Here is an 18368-nt window from a genome sequence, read left to right as displayed (position 1 = left end):
CTAATATCGTATAAAAAGTGAACTAATAGATTCATGGTCACGGATGCGGCCGATGGCTTTGGCGAAAAGCTCGGCAACCGACAGCACCCTGATTTTCGGGTTGGCCTGACTTAGTGGCAGCGTGTCGGCTATCACCAGTTCCTCCAACACCGAGTTGGCAATGTTTTCGTGCGCCTTCCCCGACATAATGGGGTGGGTACACACCGCCCGCACCGACTTGGCCCCTTTGTCGAGCAAAATCTGCGCGGCTTTGCAGAGCGTGCCGCCGGTGTCGATGAGGTCATCGACGAGCACCACGTTCATACCTTCCACATCGCCGATTACCTGCATGGAGGCAATCTCGTTGGCCCGTTTCCGGTGTTTGTCGCACAGCACGATTTCGGCGTTGAAGTGCTTGGCAAACGTCCGGGCGCGACCCGCACCACCCACGTCGGGCGAGGCGATGATCAGGTTCTCAAGGGCCAGGCTCTTGATGTAGGGAACAAACACCGAGGTGCCTTCGAGATGGTCGACAGGGAAATCGAAAAAGCCCTGAATCTGCCCCGCATGAAGGTCAATCGTCATCAGACGGTCAACGCCCGCTGCCTGTAGCATGTTGGCTACCAGCTTGGCGGCAATGGCTACGCGGGGCTTGTCTTTCCGGTCCTGCCGGGCATAGCCGAAGTAGGGAATCACCACCGTCACGTAGTGGGCCGAGGCCCGCCGCGCCGCATCCACCATCAGCAGCAGTTCCATCAGGTTGTCGCCCGGTGGGGGAGTAGACTGAATCAGAAACACATCGCACCCTCGCACTGACTCCTCAAAACTGGGCGACATTTCCCCGTCGCTAAACCGGCGACAGGTGTACCCGCCGAGGTCTTTTCCGTAATAGTGGGCAATTTTCTCTGCCAGGTAGGTAGACTGACTGCCGGAAAAAATCTTGACGGGATTAAACGAAGCCATGCGGTGAGGTGCCTGAATTTCCCGCAAAGGTATGGATTTTGAGGCAGGAAAGCGAAGGGATATTACACAACCATTGTTATAACAGTCCCCTTCCGATCAACTTTGCCCGTAGCTGTCTCACTGAAGCGGTCGACCGTGAACCACGCTTTCGGCACGGCGTATGGCCCTACCGCGTCGCGCACGGCGGTTTGAATCGCTATCCACTCGTCAGTGGCAAGGGGTTGGTTTTCCAGGAAAAGCACCACCCGTTGGCCCAGCCGTTCATCCGGCAGGCCTGTGATGAACAGGCGCGGTGCGAGATGCCATTGAAGCAGCTGCTGCTGAATAATGGCCTCTACGGCTTCGGGCTGCACCTTTACGCCGCCCGTGTTGATGATCGAATCGGCCCGGCCCAGCAGACGGAAACGGACCGTATCTTCTGTGTCAATCAATTCGACATCGTCGTTGGTCTGAATGCGCTCGTGGTTGGTGGCGGCGGCGGTGATGTGCAGGCAACCCCGCTCATCGGTGCCCACCCTCACGCCGGGCAGCACGGTAAATAAGTCGCTTTTTTGAGGGCCATTTAGCCGTCGGATGGCAATGTGCGAAACGGTTTCGGTCATGCCGTAGGTGGCATAAACGGGTGATTCAATCACCTGAAGGGCATTTTCAAGGGCCGCACTAGTGGCCGCACCGCCAATGAGGATGGCCTTCATCCGGTTCAATAATGGCAATGAAACAGGTACGTTGTCCGGGCCAGCATCGGCCAGAATAGTTTGCAGCTGCAGGGGTACAAAGGCCGCAAAATCGAACTGCGTAGTGGCCGGGTCGAAGCCCACAAGCGGGTTACCGGCCGGGGGTACGATGGTCAGTTCCAGGCCCAGCACCTCGCCGCGCACCAGCATCATCACTCCGGCAATATAGCTGGTGTTGAGGCATACCAGCGCCCGGTCGCCGGGGTGCAGCCCGAAGGTCTGGCCCGTGAGCCGGGCGCTGGCTTCCATCTGTGCCCGCGTCAGGGTGATGGGTTTCGGGGCACCCGTTGAACCCGACGTTTGAAGGGTAAACTGCGTATTGCCCGCCCGCCAGGCTGTCAGAAAATCGGTTGTTGTCATGCGTTAACATTGGCAGTCGGTTTCGGGTGGGTGCCATCCACCTGCTTTAACAAAGAAAAGCGGCAGTACCCAGCAAGTAAACGCCTTTCAGGCTGCACTTTTGCAACCGAAGAAGGCATTTTTACCCTTGTACTCCAGCTACCATTGAAACAAATACTCTACGTTTTATCGCTAGTTCTGTTTTCCCTGACTGCCTTCGCGCAGAAGAAAAACGACGCATACCAATATCATATTCAACGTACTACATCGCCCATTGTTCTCGATGGCAAGGTAGATGAACCGGCCTGGCAGACAACCCAACTGGCGCAGTCGTTCTGGATGGTGCTGCCCATGGATACCTCCCGCGCCCGTGTCCCGACCGACGTGCGGATGGCCTATGACGACCAATATATTTACCTCAGTGCGGTCTGTTACCTCGACACGGTTAGTCGGGCGCAGCAGGCCAATTACATGGTCGAATCGCTGCGCCGCGACTGGAATTTTGGCCGAAATGACAACTTCATTTTCTTCATTGACTCATTTGATGATCAAACCAATGGCTTTGCCTTTGGCACCAACGCGGTTGGGGCGCAGTGGGACGGGCTGATGTATGAGGGCGGCAAAGTAAACCTAAGCTGGGACAACAAATGGACGTCGGTGGTGCGCAACTACCCTGACCGGTACGTGCTCGAACTGGCTATTCCGTTTAAAACCATCCGCTACAAGGCGGGCATCACACGGTGGGGCATCAACTTCAGTCGGCAGGACCTGAACTCGACCGAAAAATCGGCCTGGGCACCCGTACCCCGGCAGTTCCCAACGGCTTCGCTGGCTTATGCCGGTATTTTGGTCTGGGATCAGGCACCACCCGTACCGGGGCCAAATATCTCGCTTATTCCCTACGCCCTCAGCGGTTTGTCGAGCAATTATCAGGCAAAGACGCCGACCCAAACACGCTTCGACGCGGGCCTCGATGCCAAGGTAGCCGTGACCACATCGCTCAACCTCGACCTAACGGTAAACCCCGATTTCTCGCAGGTGGACGTTGATCAGCAGGTAACCAACCTGGACCGGTTCGAACTGTTCTTCCCCGAAAAACGGCAGTTTTTCCTTGAAAACGGCGACCAGTTTGCCAACTTCGGGTACACCAACATCCGTCCGTTTTTCAGTCGGCGCATTGGCCTGGGCGGGGTGCCCATCCGGTTTGGTGCACGGCTCAGTGGCAAGCTTAACAAAGACTGGCGGCTGGGCATTATGGACATGCAAACCGGGTCTACCGATGGAGCCGGGCCAGGTGGGGCACCGTTGCCTGCCCAGAATTTTGCCATTATGGCCCTGCAACGGCGGGTCTTTGCCCGGTCGAACATCGGTGTACTCTTTGTGAACAAAGAGACGCTCGACAATGTGGTGGTCAATGACAAGCCGCTCTACAACCGCTATAACCGCAACCTGGGGTTCGAGTACAACCTGGCGTCGGCCAATAATCTATGGTCGGGTAAGTTGTTGTATATCAAGTCGTTTACGCCAAATCAAACCATAGACAACGCGGTGTATGCGGGTAATCTACAGTTTACGGACCGCCGCTGGCTGTTGCTCGGGCAGTGGGAAACCGTTGAGCGTAACTACACCGCCGAAGCCGGGTACGTGCCGCGCCGGGGCTATGGCCGGGCCACAGGGTCAATAGGGTACACGTTTCTGCCTAAAGAGGGGTCTATTCTTTCGCACGGGCCGCTGGCACAGTCCAGTTATGTGTTCGACCCGGCTGGTCGGGAGACAGACAACACCAGCTACATCAGCTACAGCTTCACCACCCGGAGCCGGAGCGTGTTTACGGCCTGGACGGCCACCGATTTTGTGCGTTTGCTGCAACCCTTTGATCCAACTAATTCGGGCCGCGAAACCCTGGCTACGGGCACCGAACATAGCTGGAAATCGTGGGGAACGGTGTTTGTTTCGAAGCCACAGCGGCTGTTTACCTACGGCTTCACCACGCGCTACGGCGGTTACTACGCCAACGGCACCCGCCTGAACCTGACCGCCGACGTAGGCTACCGGTTTCAGCCCTATGTGAGTCTGGCGGCCAGTGCCAGCTACAATGACATCCGGCTGCCTGCCCCCTGGAACCGTACAACGTTCTGGCTCGTCGGGCCGCGTTTCGACCTTACGCTGACCAACACGCTCTACCTGACCACGTTCGTCCAGTATAATGAGCAGGTAAAAAACATGAACGTTAACGCCCGCATCCAGTGGCGCTACAAACCCGCCTCTGACCTCTTTATTGTCTACACCGACAACTACCTGCCCACAGTAGGTCAGCCAAACAACGACGTAATTCCCTTTGCCATCAAAAACCGCGCCCTGGTCCTGAAATGGACGTATTGGTGGAACATTTGATTTACGACTTACGATGGACGATTTACGATTTGTTGCTGACGCATATCTTCTCATGCGTCAGCAACAAATCGTAAATCGTCCATCGTAAGTCGTAATTCGTAAATCACCCTTTCACTCTCACATCGCCCGTGGTTTGGTCAACGCTGACGGTATATTGTTTCAGGTTCGATGCTGCCGGGCCGTTTTGCAGGGCGCCTGTTGTGCTGAAGGCAGATTGGTGGAGGGGGCAATAGAACCGATTGTTGTTATTCTGGAATACTAACGTAGTGCCCTGGTGGGGACATGTGGCCTCAACGGCGACAAACGCGCCCGCCTGCGTTTGGGCTACAATCACCCCTTTCTCCACGAAATAGCCTCCTTTCGTTTTCAGGTTGCTGTAGGGACTCTGGTTCCAGTTTACGGTGAAATCGACAGCATCGGGTGCCTTCTCGATGGCCTCTCTGATGCAGCCCGACGCACAGTTGGCCATGGCTATTACGCCTAGGCTGGTGCCCATAAGCCGTAGGAAATCGGTACGTGTCAGGGCAGGTGGGCTGGTAGGGATGGGGGTATTTTCCATGGCAGAGCTGATTGAGACTGCCCCAAATAAACTACTTTTGCGCCATAATTCAGTGACCAGTTCTGCCTGACTTTATCAGCAAAACTACCCGGACAACCAGGCCAAACAATCCCTTTGAACGGGTAGTTACCAACTCTATGGAAGAAGCCCAAATCGTCAACCCGATCTCACCCGACAAGGTGACGGACCGGCCCGGCCTACTCGAATATGCCCATACAGCGGGCGGTGCTGTCATCCGGCCGGAAGACAAAGGCAAGATCACCGGGCGAGCCGTGTCGGCCATGCGTGAGCAAACCGATATGCAGATTGCACAGCTCTATAAGCAGATGCAACTACTGGCCGAACAGGCCACGGCCATCCGCAACCGCGTCGACGTGTCGGAGCGGATTTATAGTGCGCAGATGAGCTTCGAACCCATTGTGGGCCATACGTATTACTTCTATCTGCGCAAAAATGGCACCGATGCCCTGTCTATGATTGCCCCCAACGAGTGGGGTCGCAAGTTCCCCTTCGAGCGTTGCGTGGCTACGGTCCGCATGCTTGCCGACCACACCTGGGATGTTTTTTATCACGAAACTCCAATGAGCGAATGAGTGAATGAGTGAATGAGCGAATAGGTTGGTCGCTGCGCGGCTGTTTATTTTTATAAATAAAAGACGTCGCGCAGCGACCAACCTATTCGCTCATTCACTCATTCACTCATTCGCTCATTCACTTACATGAGCAACTACAACTGGCAATCCATCCGCGAGTACCGCGAGATTAAGTTTGAGTTTTTTGAAGGGATCGCGAAGATCACCATCAACCGGCCCCACAAGCGTAATGCGTTTACCCCACTGACCGTACAGGAGATGTCGGAGGCAATGGAGATTGCCCGGCAGGACCCGGCGGTGGGTGTGGTGATCCTCACCGGCGAAGGTCCCGATGCGTTTTGCAGCGGTGGCGATCAGTCGGTGCGGGGGCATGGCGGCTACGTTGGCGAAGATGCTGTGCCGCGCCTGAACGTGCTTGATTTCCAGATGCAGATTCGGCGCATTCCCAAGCCCGTGGTGGCCATGGTGGCGGGCTACGCCATCGGCGGTGGGCACGTATTGCACGTGGTCTGCGACATTTCCATTGCTGCTGATAACGCCCGTTTTGGCCAAACCGGACCCGTTGTTGGTTCGTTCGATGGCGGCTTCGGGGCGTCGTATCTGGCGCGGGTGGTGGGTCAGAAAAAGGCCCGCGAAATCTGGTTTCTCTGCGACCAGTACAACGCCCAGGAAGCCCTCGACATGGGTCTGGTAAACAAAGTGGTGCCGCTGGACAAGCTCGAAGACGAAACCATTGCCTGGTGCCGCAAGATGCTCGCGAAAAGCCCCATTGCCCTCCGTATGCTCAAAGCCGCCTTCAACGCCGAACTCGACGGACAGGCTGGTATTCAGCAACTTGCCGGTGATGCCACGCTGCTTTACTACCTCTCTGAAGAGGCCAAAGAAGGCAAAAACGCGTTCCTCGAAAAGCGCAAACCCGATTTCAGCAAGTTTCCCAAGTTTCCTTAAATGAGTTCAATGTTTAACGTTTAAGGTTTAACGTTGCTTCGCGCATGGATCAAGCAGAGCGCCAAGCAACGTTAAACCTTAAACGTTAGACATTGAACTTCCCTTCCCATGAACGTAGACGTACTTTGCATTGCGGCGCATCCCGACGATGTTGAAATGACCAGCGCAGGCACGGTACTGTCGCTGATTGACCAGGGTAAAACGGTGGCCGTTATTGACCTCACGCGGGGTGAACTCGGCACACGCGGAACGCCCGACATTCGGGAGCAGGAAGCCGCTGAGGGCGCCCGCGTGATGCGGCTGTCGGCGCGGCACAACATGGGTTTCAAGGACGGGTTTTTTAAAAACGACGAGGAACACCAAAAGGCGCTCATTGCCTGGATTCGGCATTTCAAGCCCCAAATTGTACTGACCAATACCGTCGATGACCGGCACCCCGATCACGGGCGGGCGGCACAACTGGTAACCGATGCCTGTTTCTACAGCGGTCTGCGCATGCTGGAAACGACCGATCCCGAAACCGGCGAGGTTCAGGAAGCGCACCGGCCCACATACGTCTATTATTTCATCCAGGACCGATCACTAAAACCCGATTTTGTGGTCGATGTGTCGCCGTACTGGAACCAGAAACTGGATGCCATCAAGGCGTATAAAAGCCAGTTTTTCAATCCTGAGAGTGACGAACCGCAGAGCTACATTTCGGGTGAGGCGTTCATGAAATTTCTGGAGTCGCGTACCCGCGAACATGGCCACATGATCAACGTCGAGTTTGGCGAAGGCTTTATCAGCAAACGCATGTTGGGCGTACAGGATCTGTTCGCGCTGAAATAACAGATTTGACGTTATACTAGAAAGGGTATAAATTGGCCTGAAATGGGTCAATTTATACCCTTTCTGGTATAGCTATGCCAACAATACTGAGTGAATTTGTGAAGCAACGCCGCCGGGTCAATAAGTTGACGCAGGAAGACTTAGCCTATAAAGCGGGCGTGGGTTTGCGATTTATACGTGATCTGGAACAGGGAAAAGCCTCGTTGCGCCTCGATAAAGTGAATCAGGTGCTAGGCTTATTCGGTCACGAAGCCGGGCCAATACGTAAACCAAACAAACCCGATGAGCCGACAAGCTGATGTATGGGTTGATGACCGAAAAGCGGGGCTTTTGGCAGAAACCGACGAAGGGTACACGTTCCAATATGATCCCGTATACCTTGACAATGTTGATTCGTTACCGGTCAGTTTGACGATGCCATTACGCGAACAACTGTATCAAAGCGCAGTGCTTTTTCCTTTTTTCGACGGGCTTATCCCCGAAGGTTGGCTGCTGCAAATAGCAGAAGACAATTGGAAACTGGCTGCCAAAGATCGCTTTGGGCTGCTGTTGGCCTGTTGCCGTGACTGTATTGGAAATGTGTCTATCATGGAGCGAATCTCATGAACCGTTGTTTAGCCTGTTACCAGCCATTGCCAAAAGACGAGATTGATTTTCACGAACGGTGTAGTCTGGCGTTTTTTGGGCAAAAAAAGCCGCCGATCTTACCCTATACGCTGGACACCATGCATCGGCTAGCCGAGCAACTGGTGCGACAGCAAATTTCTGTTACAGGTGTGCAACCTAAACTGTCTCTTACGCTGGAAGGAGGCATGGGGCAGTCGAGGCTAACGTTTGTAGGCTTATGGGGGAATTTTATCTTGAAGCCCCCCTATGCGTTGTACCCGGAAATGCCCGAAGTGGAAGATCTGACGATGCATTTAGCACAGTTGTTTGGTATTCAAACCGTTCCGCACACACTCATTCGGCTCGAAAGTGGCGAATTGGCCTACCTTACAAAGCGTATTGACCGCACGGATGATAGAAAAAAACGGTCGATGGAAGATTTTTGCCAGTTGGCTGGTCGGGTAACTGCCGACAAGTACAAAGGGTCAATGGAAACGGTGGCCAAGTTGATAAAACAGTACAGTCAGCAACCTCAGCTTGATGCCGTGACCCTGTTTGAACTGACGCTTTTTTGCTTTTTAACTGGCAACGCAGATATGCACCTGAAGAATTTTTCGTTGTGGCGTAGCGAAGCAGGAATCGCCCTGACACCTGCTTATGACCTGCTGGCCACCAAGCTGCTACTGCCAACAGATACAGAAGAACTGGCCCTGCCGCTCAATGGAAAGAAGAGTCGTTTTCGTAGCACCGACTGGGCCGCTTTTGGTAGTTACCTTCAACTCACTGAACGGCAACAGGCAAATATATTTGGCCGAATTATGGATCGGGCAAAGAAGGTTCAGCCATTTGTGGGGCGTAGTTTTTTGACGTTAACTATGAAACAGGCTTATGGTGAACTGTTTCTTGAGCGCTATGATCGCCTGTTTTACCAGCACTAATTCCGGCGAAATACACTATGCTCACTGCACACAACCTCACCAGATCATTTGATGACCTGACTGCCGTTCGGAACGTGACGTTATCGCTGGCGGCGGGGCAGCTAGTGGCGTTGGTGGGAGCAAGCGGGTCGGGGAAGAGCACGTTGCTGAACCTGCTGGCGGGGCTGCTGGATGCTGATAAAGGCACTATTGCGCTGAACGGGCAACCCGTGGCCGGGCCGAAAGACCGGCTCGTGGCGGGGCATCCGCAAATACGGGTGGTGCATCAGGAATACCAGCTAATGCCCAATGTGAGTATCCGCGACAATATCGCATACGCCCTGCGCTATTACGAACGCGCCTACCGCGACCAACGGGTAAATGAACTCCTGCGGTTATGCAGACTGGAGGCGGTGCAGCATCACAAACCCCGCGAAACGTCGGGCGGCGAAAAGCAGCGCACCGCCATTGCCCGCGCCATTGCCGAACCCGCCCGCGTACTGCTGCTGGACGAGCCGTTCAGCCACCTCGACCTGCCCAACCGACTTCTCATCCGCGACGTACTGATCGACCTGGTCCGCGGCACTGACAGCGCCACCAACCCCGGTTCGGGCACGGCCTGCCTGTTTGTGACCCACGACGCCTCCGATGCGCTGTCTATTTCCGATCAGATCGGACTGTTGCAACGCGGGCGACTCATCCAGCTCGATACGCCGCGCCGGGTGTATAGCCAGCCCAAAAACGCCTACGCGGCCAGCCTCACCGGCCCCATTAACCTTATCCGGGGGAAGCACCTGCCCGCGCTGGGGTTGCCCGCCGTAACCAACGGCGACACAGAATACGGCATCCGGCCCGAACACATACAAATCGACCCTACCGGACCGGTGTCGGGCCGGGTGGAGGGGGTGTTTTTTCAGGGGCGCGACACCGAACTGCTGGTGCGCATCAACCGGTTTGTGTGCCTGCGGGTGCTGACCTCGCAGCCTGATGTAGCCGTTGGTGATGAAATCAGGCTGCGCATCGTGGCGAAGAATCTGTTGACGTTCAGTTGATGCTGTGTAGGCACACGTTTTTGCTCTTAGGTAGCAAAAAAAGCACTACGTACTTCACAAACGTGCTTATCTAAGTTGGTTTTGACGCAAAACCCCGTCCGGCATATCCTATTTATTGACAGGATACTCCAGACGGGGTTTTGGTTGCAAGAGGCAAATTAAATAAGCTATATAACTTATGTATTCGCCGTATCTGTTGCGGTAGCGCTGGTGGCTACGCGCATCGTGCCCTTCGACAGGCTCAGGGTGACAAGCCACCAGAACAATCCTCCTGTGTTGATTCAAGCTCGTCGTCACCCTGAGCTTGTCGAAGGGCATCACGCGCGAAGCCTGAACGAACTTAACCTAACCATCAGTCGGCCAAAATTTTCACGACCTGTTGCGCCGTGCCGATGGTACCTTCCAGCAGGTAGAGACCCGCGCTGACGGGCTGACCCAGTTGCAGTTCAACCAGACGGTCGTTCTGGTTCGTTACCGTAGTCCGAATCGTCTGCCCCGTAATGGTGCGAAGCTGGTAGGTAGCTCCGGCCATGTTGCGCACGGCGAGCCTGATTTTGCCGTCAGTAATGGGATTTCCCGTCACGGTCATCACGGGCGTCACGTCGTCGATGGTGGCGGCCACCACTTTGCTTAGCTGACTGGTACCGTCCTGGTCTACGGTGCGAAGGCGGTAGTAGTTGGTGCCGGGGCGGGGGGCCTTGTCAACCAGCGTGTAGGTTTGGCGCGTGGTTGAATTGCCTACGGGCTTTAGCTGCCCAATAGCGCCAAATTCGTTTAGGTCTGCACTCCGCTCCACCACAAACTGAGCCGCGTCTTTCTCCATCGCTGTTTCCCAGCCCAGCGACACCTGATCACCAACTACCGTGGCCCGGAAATCGACCAACTGCACGGGTAGGGCACTCGCCAGGTTGAATTTGGCGTAGATCGGGTAGTGGTCGGTGGTGGTGTTGCCGTAGTTACTGATGTTGGGCGTGATCCGCGTTACCGAGTTGGCGACGTAGGCTGGGGCCATTTCGTTCGACACGATGATGTGGTCGATGATGTCGGGGTAGCTGACCGTTGAGGCACAACCCGCGTCACTCAGGGCTTTGGTGATGGCCACAAAATTGGCATTCGGCCGGGTGCCGTTGATGTTCGTTTCGTTCGGATCGGTGTAGAGAAACGGCTTGTAGCTGCTGATGGCGGCCACGTTATTGGTTGGGTCGGTCAGGTAAATAGACTTGTCTACGTCATCGTTGATATCGCCCGCGTAGATGATCAGGTCGTTGGGGTATTGGGCCACCAAGGTATCGTAGAGGGCCTTTGTGTCATACACCCGGCGATTATAGGACGTCTGGTCAGACCCCGACTTGGCATGGATACCTATGAAACGAACCGTTTTGCTATCACTGTTGATCGTGACCTGACCCGTAAACATAAATGGCAGTCGGCCTGAAGCGTAGAATTGCGATGGATTGCCTGTGGGGTAGCCCGTCACAGTAGCACCCGTCAGCAGTGGGCGGCTGGCCACTTTGGTCACTAGGGCAGATTTGTAGATGATGCACACCCGCTGTGGGTTGGCATCGGGCACACTACCCGACACTGCCGGTGAGCATTCGCCCGCGTAGGTGCCAGCGCCATATTGGCTGTTGAGTCCGTTGATCAGCTGACCAAACGCGGTGCTGTTGTCGGTTGGGTTGGCAGCGTTATACTGACACACCTCTTCGAGCATAAACACATCGGCGTTGAGGTTTTTGAGCACGGTGGTCACGTTGGCAATCTGCGTAGCATCGCCCGCGCCGCTCTGGCTGGGACCGTTGGCGGGGTTGCCCAGCCACTCTACGTTCCAGATGATCACATCCAGTGCGTTGGGGTCAGGCGTAATGGTTGGCACACCACATACCGCCCCCGAATTGGCTACCGCCCCGTCAACGTCGGAAATAAAGCGGGGGAAAATCTGGCAGGTCGAGTTGAACACGCCTACTACGCCCGTGATGCTGGTGGTGCCGGTTGGGCGCAGTGAACTGACAAGGTTGGTGGTATTGTATATCCGTACCTGACCGGGGAGGCCGGTGAGCGCGTAGTTGGTGCTGCCCACAAACGTTGTTCCGGCAGCAGCGGCAAACGATACGTTCGAGATAGACACCAGTTGCCCCTGGTAATTGCAGAGGTCAGCAGCGGCAATTGGGGTAGGCGTTACGGGTACATTGTCCGTACCGATCCGGCCAAAGCAGGTGATGGTTTTCAGCTGTTTGTCTGAATTAAACGCATCTGTGGTGCCCGTTACCTGAATAAAATCGCCAAGGGCGTAGTCGATGCCCCGGTTATCGGGCGAATCGAAAATGGCGATGCCTCCCCCTGCATCCTGCAGGTAATAGTTCCGCCCATTGGCAAACTGCCCGGACACCGTCAGTCGACCCGAAATAGTGACCACCTGACCCGTACCGAGTTGCCGTGCCGAGAGGATAGACTGGCTCGTGCCGCAGGGGCCAACCTGCCCGCCGCCCGTGTCGACCAGACCGCTCACGCTGACCGACGCCACTGCCGTAGTACCCGTGGTGTGGGTGATGGTACCGCTCACCGTGCCTGCCCCTGCCCCCGACAACCGCACATCGACGGGCTGACTAATCGTGCCGCTGGTGGTTGGCAGGGAAAGAGTCGACGCGAAGGACGTGGTGCCGCTAACGGCCAGTTCGTAGCCCGTTGGGGCTGTAGCCACTACGTTGCCCGCTCCCAGATTGGACCCTGTCAGCGTATAGGATTTAACCGCCGATGGAGTGCCCTGCAGGGTGAAAAAGCCCGTTAACGTGGCCGGGTTAGCAAACAGCGAAGGGGCTGTTGCCGAAACCGTAGAGTAGGTAAGGGTAAAATCGTCAATACCCGTTGAGGCACGGGTACCGCTGCCGGTTGTCGCGGCTAATGCCACTATACGTATCCAGACTGGCCCGGGCTGGTTGTCTAACACGTTGCTAAAATTGACTGTAACGGTCTGGTTGGCAAAGGTGCCATAGGTGGTTGTGAGCGGTGTAGGCGTGGTGGCAATGGCTGTGTAGACGGTGGGTGATGCGCCAAAACCGTAGTCTACGCGCCAGGTTGTTTGCCGACCTACGGCCGTGGCGTCCAGGCTTTGAAGTTTAAACGTCAGGTTAAATGCCTGATAGCCGGTTGTGTTGGCCAACTGAAGCGCAAAAGCAGCGCCGGGATCGCCAAAGGCACCCGTTTGCCGCAAGCCCAGGGCCCGGTCAGTTGCCGAGGCTTGTGTACCCGACGCGCCAATATCACCCGATGCGAAGTTTTTGAACGCTCCCGCCGTGTTGTTCCACGAAGTGGTTGCTGTAGTTAGCACAACGGCATTACCCAATGATGTGGCCGTTGCCCCTGTGTAACTGGTCCAGCCCGTGGGGTAGCCAGTGCCAATACCATCAAACGTTTCCGTGTAATTTCCGGAATTGTTCAGGGTGACTTGCCCAACAGAAACCTGGGCAACCATAAAAAAAGCTCCCGTAATAAGGAGCCAGAGAAACCGTAGTGGTTGGTGCATAAACAGCGGGAAGAACGTTGATGGGTCTATTTTTCCTCCAAGATAATTGCCTATAGTGATCAGACTATTACCACGAAATTATCTCTGGGTTTTGGTCTGCAAAATAGTGCATTAGTACATGAAGCTGCCCACTTATACAGGGTAAAGTGAGTTATCGGTATGTAGCCGCTGCCCTGAAGCGTTACCCGAATTCATTGAGTATTACCCGAGCCGGCTGCCCTGTTTTCTACTGATCGTTTTGCTGATCGAGACGTTGCCGAATCAACTGCCGGATGGCCTGATGGGGGCGGGGCATCAGCGCGTTGATTTCGTCCTGACTATAGCGTGATTGAGGCAGGTCGCGGGCGGCTTCTCCTTTGGCATAGCCGTCGTTATAGTGGGCAATGCGCCTGTCGGTAATGGCGAGCCGGAGTTCGTTAGCCAGACCCTCTGTTTCTGTGATTAACGCCTGCCTCTGCTGATGCAATTCGGCACCCACGGGTAGTTGGGCTAGCTGTTCAGCCAGTGCCAGCCGGTGTGCATCATGCTCACTGTACGTTGCTTCCAATGGCGTCAGTTCACGCAGCAGCGCCTTTTCCCGCTTGCGCAACACGGCCCGTCGGCGGTCAATTTGTAGCCAGCGTGTCCAGAACAGGGCCAAGACGGGCAAACCAATACCCAGACAAACAGCACCCGCCAGCGCAAACAGCAGTCCGCTCAGCACAAACGACAGCATGGCCCACGGGCTGCTCACCAGTGCCATGTTCATCGCGCCGGACTGCTGCAACTTTACGTCTATCTGGGCCAACATAGCCGGGTCAACCCCCACCGAAACGGCGCTGTCGTCGGTAGGTTGTGCGTTTTGCTGCAACTGCCGGATGCTGCGGTTGATGGCCGCTTTAAGCTGATCGGTGCGGTAGGCTTCGTACCGAAACCAGCCGAGTACCATCAGGGTAATGAGGGCAAAACCGGCCATCATGAGCTTGAAACGGCTATACCGCGCGCCATACCGGGCGGGGTCCGTTTGGTAGGGGCGTTCAAGCAGTCGGTCATAAGCAGGTTTCAGCAGCACCGTTACCATGGCCAGCCCGGCAGCAAAGGCCCAGGCTTCTACGTTATCGCGGATGTTGAGCGCATAGGCCACAATCTCGTGCGAGATTACCAGGTCGCCCAGCAAAAACGACAGGCCCGCCACAAAGAAAAATAGCCCGCCCACTACGGAATATTCTGGGGTACTGGCGGCGCGACGAGCCAGTAGCTGAGCCTGTTCGGCCTGAATAGCAGCGTGTTGCTCACGTATTTGTTGGAGAGGTGCTGTAGCCGCCGCCAGTGAGCTGATCAGCGGAAGAATTTGTTGCTGAAGATTTTCCCGTTGGGTCGTAGTCCGCTCGATCTGCGCATCCAGCCACTGAATGTCGGCTTCGCGCCGGGCAATTTGTTTGACCAGAAAAACCTCGTGCTCCTGGCTGGAAACCAGGCTTTCAAACGAATCGCGGGGTGCTCCGTCGCGACCACTGTCGTAGCCATGCTGGTAGTCAGACATAGGGGGCGTCATCGGGTTTGAGGCTGTAGCGCAGGCTGCGGGCCAGATCGAACTCACTCTCGAACAGGCGAATCAGCCGGTCGCGGTGGGCGTATTGCGCGTCACGATGGGCCTCAGCCTGGTACAGACTGCTGATTACTTGTTGCTTAGCCAACTGAAGATCAGCCACTTCGGCGCGTGCCTTGGTCGTTTGTTCGTCATGATGCAACCGGTCGGCCCGCTGTTGCTCCAGGCGGGCTTTCTGGTCGAAACGGTAGCGAATCAGGGCCACGCCAACGCCAGCCATACCCAGTAGGGCACCCATCAACAAACCTACTGATGTGGCCGGAAACAACGTATCTACACTCCAGAAAGCCCCGGCGCTAATCAGCAGCGACACGACCAACCAAAGCAGGAACCGTTGCCCCGCCACCGAAAACAAACGTTCGGCACGGGGCGGTTGTGGGCCTGATCGACGCTCATGTAGTTGGGCATGGGCTGTTTCGATAGCCAGGTTAAGGTCGCCAACCTGCTCCTGTGCCTGCTCGATCTGCTTTTCCAGCCATACCGTTCGTTCCGCAAAGGCCAGTCTGATTTGGGCTACGCGCTCCTCAGGCCGGGCTTCTGATAGGCCAAACAGCACCGCTTCGTCGGCCAGGCTAGCCTCGTCGGCAAGCCAGCCAGGCAACGGAGGTAATACCCGCGACAAAGCGACGGGCGCGTATGGGAAAGACGATGCAATCATAATGAGGCAAGCATAATCGGCTAGTCGAGCACATTGACCTTGACAGGAACAGCCCGACGGCCCACCAGCCGGAATAGTAACAGCGACAGTCCGCCAAGGCCAGCGAATAAGCCGCTAAGCCAGGGATTGAAGTAGATGATGGCAAGTAAGCAAATTAGGGACAGAAAGAGGGCTAAGAGCGGCAAAAACGGATAAAATGGCGTTTTAAAGGGTCTTTCCAGGTTGGGCTCCTGTTTCCGAAGGGCCAACAGACTAAGCAGACTGATCGTATACATAGCCATGGCCCCCAGTACCGAAAGCACAATAATCTGGTTGGTGCTGCCCGAAAAAAGGGCCACCAGGCCAATGCCCCCGCCCGTGACGAGTGCCCAGTGCGGCGTACGAAACCGCTCGTTTACCTGCGCCAGAAACGCAGGCAGGTAGCCGTTGCGGGCCAATACGTAAATCTGCCGTGAGTAGCCCAGCGTGTTGCAGTGAAACGACGCAATCAGCCCAAACAAACCAATACTGGCAAACAGCTTTGTCCAGACGCTGTTGTGGCCCAGCACCATCGACAAGGTTTCGGGCAGGGGGTAGTCGATGGTGGCGAGGCGCCGCCAGTCACCCGCCCCGGCGCAGAGCAGCATGGTACCCACCGCCAGCAACACCAGCGTGCCGATACTGAGCAGGTAGGCGCGGGGGATGGTACGGCGGGGGTCGCGTACTTCTTCGGCCACCATCGCCACCCCCTCGATAGCCAGGTAGAACCAGATGGCAAACGGCAGGGCCGCAAAAACACCCGTCCAATGAAAATCTTCGGTATGCGCCACCACGTTACTAACGTTGAACGCCGGAGCCACCAGAATCATGAACACCAGCAGTTCAACGACCGCGAGGATGGTCACGACAAGCGAAAAATTAGCCGAGTCGCGTACACCGAGCATATTGATGCCCACAAAGACGACGTACGAAACAACGCTCACCCACAGCGACGACAGGGCCGGGTTCAGAAAGTGGGCGTAGGCACCCAGGGCGGCAGCGATGGCGGGCGGGGCCAGCAAAAAATCGACCAGCGTAGCAAACCCGGCCAGGAATCCGCCGGTGGGGCCGAAGGCGCGGTAGGCGTAGGCAAATGGCCCACCCGCATCAGGAATGGCCGCCGTCAGTTCGGTGTAGCTGAAAACGAAGGCGATGTAAAACACCGTGACAATGGCCGTGGCTATTCCGAAACCAATGGTGCCCGCTACAGACCAGCCATAATTCCAGCCGAAATACTCACCAGAGATGACCAGCCCCACTGCGATGCCCCAAAGTTGCGCGGTGGTCAATACGCGACGTAGGGGTGGGCTATCAGGATGGTTAGGCATCGGTTGTTGAGTTGTTTGTGTGTTTGTCCGTTGGGTTGTTGACTTCAGGCTGGCACGTTAAAACGACAGATAAACGCACAAACAACCCAACAGACAAACAATCACCCCCTGGTCATCGCCACAGAAAAATCTTCTTCAACGCTTCCCAGAGCTTCTTTTTCAGGGCCACGTCGGTTTCAATGGCGGGCAGCGAATCGGCCATGAGGAACGTAATCCCATCGAAGCGGACGGGCTGATAGCGATCCATCAGGATGTCGAGGTTGATGCGGCTGAAGGGGACGCCGAAGGTGAAAAAGTGATGAATGTACTTGCCCTTCAACAGTTCGCTGAAATTGACGTTGCTCGTACCATGCACGTTCAGCAGATCAACACCGTCGATGTCGAGATGCACTGCTTTCAGGATTTTTTCGAGGAAGAGCAAATCGCTCGCCTGCATCTCCTCATCCACCAGAATCAGCACTTTCTGGCTTATCTGCGGCGATACCGGCTTTCGCGAAACGGGTGGTTTAGAATCGTTTGGCTGACCAGTAGATTGAGTCGGTGGCGTTGCTGCCGGTGCCGCAGGCGCAACCGGAGCAGGCTCAACAAGGATCGCCGCCGTTTCAACAACGGCTGGTTGCACTAGCCCCGCTGGCTCAGTTACCGCAACGTCGGCTACCTCGGTTTTTGCCGGTACAGGTGGAAGAACAGGGTCGCTGATGGCAATGACAATGGGTTCAATATCAACGGATTCTGCGTCAACAAGCAGCGATTCTGTAGTGACTGCCGGGCTGAGCTGCTCGTCAGGCGTGTTGTGCAGGGCTGGAAAAGACAGGGCATCGTCGGCACGCCGAAAAAGTTGTTCGGTCTGGAAAAACGTCTGGTAAAAAGCTTTGGCAGACATACGGCGGGTGGAAAAAGCGGTGTGGTAGGAGCAATACTGACGAACAAAAATAAGGCTAGTTCATGGCATGCCAGCGGTCGGTGCGCAGGGGCAGCCGCCGACCATCGAACGGCTTGTCGTCGGGGCCGTAGTATTTGGTCAGGTAGTCGAGTACGGCGGGTTCTGCTTCGCCCAGGTCCCAGAGCTTCTGGGTGCGTTGCATCCAGCGAATCTTTTGTTTCCAGCCGTCGCGGGTAAAGCGGTTTTGCCGAATTAGCTTCGTCGAATGGCAGCCTGTGCAATGCGTCCGGACCAGGGCCAGGTTGTTATCAACGGCCAGCCCGGTTTCGGGATCGGTCTTCACCGTATCAGCCACCGAAGTCGGCGCTCCGGACGCTCCTGACAAAGCCGGGGGCGTACCGGTCTGCAGCGACAAAAAGCCGATGGCTACCAGCGTGAGAAAGAGAATAGACTTCATA

17 protein-coding genes are annotated in these 18368 nt (G+C 55.8%); 8 read left to right on the top strand and 9 right to left on the bottom strand.

The window, feature by feature from the left end; translation table 11 throughout:
* Entirely contained in the window at positions 1 to 942 is a 942-nt protein-coding gene (locus J2I47_RS21565; protein WP_207366688.1) for a ribose-phosphate pyrophosphokinase, read from the bottom strand.
* Between the two features lie 62 nt (positions 943 to 1004).
* Entirely contained in the window at positions 1005 to 2036 is a 1032-nt protein-coding gene (locus tag J2I47_RS21560; RefSeq protein ID WP_207366687.1) for an AMP-binding protein, read from the bottom strand.
* A 144-nt stretch (positions 2037 to 2180) separates the two neighbouring features.
* Here J2I47_RS21560 and J2I47_RS21555 point away from each other — a divergent pair, with 144 nt between their 5' ends.
* Positions 2181 to 4409, top strand: coding sequence for a carbohydrate binding family 9 domain-containing protein (locus tag J2I47_RS21555; RefSeq protein ID WP_229374849.1), 2229 nt, complete (start codon positions 2181 to 2183; stop codon positions 4407 to 4409).
* 103 nt (positions 4410 to 4512) lie between these two features.
* On the opposite strand, the gene J2I47_RS21550 is transcribed toward J2I47_RS21555, so the two are convergent.
* On the bottom strand, positions 4513 to 4968 hold the full coding sequence (locus J2I47_RS21550; RefSeq protein ID WP_207366686.1) for a QcrA and Rieske domain-containing protein: 456 nt from the start codon (positions 4966 to 4968) through the stop codon (positions 4513 to 4515).
* A 137-nt stretch (positions 4969 to 5105) separates the two neighbouring features.
* On the opposite strand from J2I47_RS21550, the gene J2I47_RS21545 reads away from it, so the two are divergent.
* The 7 genes from J2I47_RS21545 to J2I47_RS21515 all read left to right on the top strand — a co-directional run bounded on the left by J2I47_RS21545 (position 5106) and on the right by J2I47_RS21515 (position 9915).
* A complete protein-coding gene (locus J2I47_RS21545) occupies positions 5106 to 5561 on the top strand; it encodes a DUF2452 domain-containing protein (RefSeq protein ID WP_207366685.1) in 456 nt (151 codons plus the stop codon).
* Between the two features lie 126 nt (positions 5562 to 5687).
* Positions 5688 to 6509: a 1,4-dihydroxy-2-naphthoyl-CoA synthase gene (gene menB / locus J2I47_RS21540; RefSeq protein ID WP_207366684.1), complete on the top strand. Its 822-nt coding sequence runs from the start codon at positions 5688 to 5690 to the stop codon at positions 6507 to 6509.
* Between the two features lie 108 nt (positions 6510 to 6617).
* On the top strand, positions 6618 to 7340 hold the full coding sequence (gene bshB1 / locus J2I47_RS21535; protein ID WP_207366683.1) for a bacillithiol biosynthesis deacetylase BshB1: 723 nt from the start codon (positions 6618 to 6620) through the stop codon (positions 7338 to 7340).
* A 74-nt stretch (positions 7341 to 7414) separates the two neighbouring features.
* The gene (locus J2I47_RS21530; RefSeq protein ID WP_207366682.1) at positions 7415 to 7639 is read left to right on the top strand and encodes a helix-turn-helix transcriptional regulator; all 225 of its coding nucleotides are present in this window, start codon (positions 7415 to 7417) and stop codon (positions 7637 to 7639) included.
* The gene (locus J2I47_RS21525; RefSeq protein ID WP_207366681.1) at positions 7623 to 7946 is read left to right on the top strand and encodes a HipA N-terminal domain-containing protein; all 324 of its coding nucleotides are present in this window, start codon (positions 7623 to 7625) and stop codon (positions 7944 to 7946) included. Before J2I47_RS21530 ends, J2I47_RS21525 begins: the two co-directional genes overlap by 17 nt.
* Positions 7943 to 8884, top strand: coding sequence for a HipA domain-containing protein (locus J2I47_RS21520; protein ID WP_207366680.1), 942 nt, complete (start codon positions 7943 to 7945; stop codon positions 8882 to 8884). Before J2I47_RS21525 ends, J2I47_RS21520 begins: the two co-directional genes overlap by 4 nt.
* A 17-nt stretch (positions 8885 to 8901) precedes the next feature.
* Positions 8902 to 9915, top strand: a complete 1014-nt coding sequence (locus tag J2I47_RS21515; RefSeq protein ID WP_207366679.1) for an ABC transporter ATP-binding protein — start codon at positions 8902 to 8904, stop codon at positions 9913 to 9915.
* Between the two features lie 352 nt (positions 9916 to 10267).
* Here the strand turns inward: J2I47_RS21515 and J2I47_RS21510 are convergent, their stop codons facing one another.
* From J2I47_RS21510 to J2I47_RS21485, 6 genes are all read right to left on the bottom strand, one after another.
* Positions 10268 to 13435 (bottom strand): DUF5689 domain-containing protein, encoded by a 3168-nt coding sequence (locus J2I47_RS21510; RefSeq protein ID WP_207366678.1) that lies wholly within the window; start codon positions 13433 to 13435, stop codon positions 10268 to 10270.
* Positions 13436 to 13661: 226 nt separating this feature from the next.
* On the bottom strand, positions 13662 to 14969 hold the full coding sequence (locus J2I47_RS21505; protein WP_207366677.1) for a hypothetical protein: 1308 nt from the start codon (positions 14967 to 14969) through the stop codon (positions 13662 to 13664).
* Positions 14950 to 15681 carry a hypothetical protein gene (locus J2I47_RS21500; RefSeq protein WP_207366676.1) on the bottom strand — a complete coding sequence of 244 codons (732 nt, stop codon included), beginning with the start codon at positions 15679 to 15681 and terminating at the stop codon, positions 14950 to 14952. The genes J2I47_RS21505 and J2I47_RS21500 overlap by 20 nt, the downstream gene beginning before the upstream one ends.
* Positions 15682 to 15701: 20 nt before the next feature.
* A complete protein-coding gene (gene eat / locus J2I47_RS21495) occupies positions 15702 to 17027 on the bottom strand; it encodes an ethanolamine permease (RefSeq protein WP_207366675.1) in 1326 nt (441 codons plus the stop codon).
* Positions 17028 to 17139: 112 nt separating this feature from the next.
* On the bottom strand, positions 17140 to 17910 hold the full coding sequence (locus tag J2I47_RS21490) for a hypothetical protein (protein WP_207366674.1): 771 nt from the start codon (positions 17908 to 17910) through the stop codon (positions 17140 to 17142).
* 55 nt (positions 17911 to 17965) lie between these two features.
* Positions 17966 to 18367, bottom strand: coding sequence for a hypothetical protein (locus J2I47_RS21485; RefSeq protein ID WP_207366673.1), 402 nt, complete (start codon positions 18365 to 18367; stop codon positions 17966 to 17968).
* Position 18368: the final 1 nt, after the last annotated feature.

This window comes from Fibrella rubiginis (assembly GCF_017353185.1).
GTDB lineage: Bacteria > Bacteroidota > Bacteroidia > Cytophagales > Spirosomataceae > Fibrella > Fibrella rubiginis.
The sequence above is the reverse complement of the archived record's forward strand: the minus strand, read 5'-3'. Positions and strand labels throughout refer to the sequence as shown.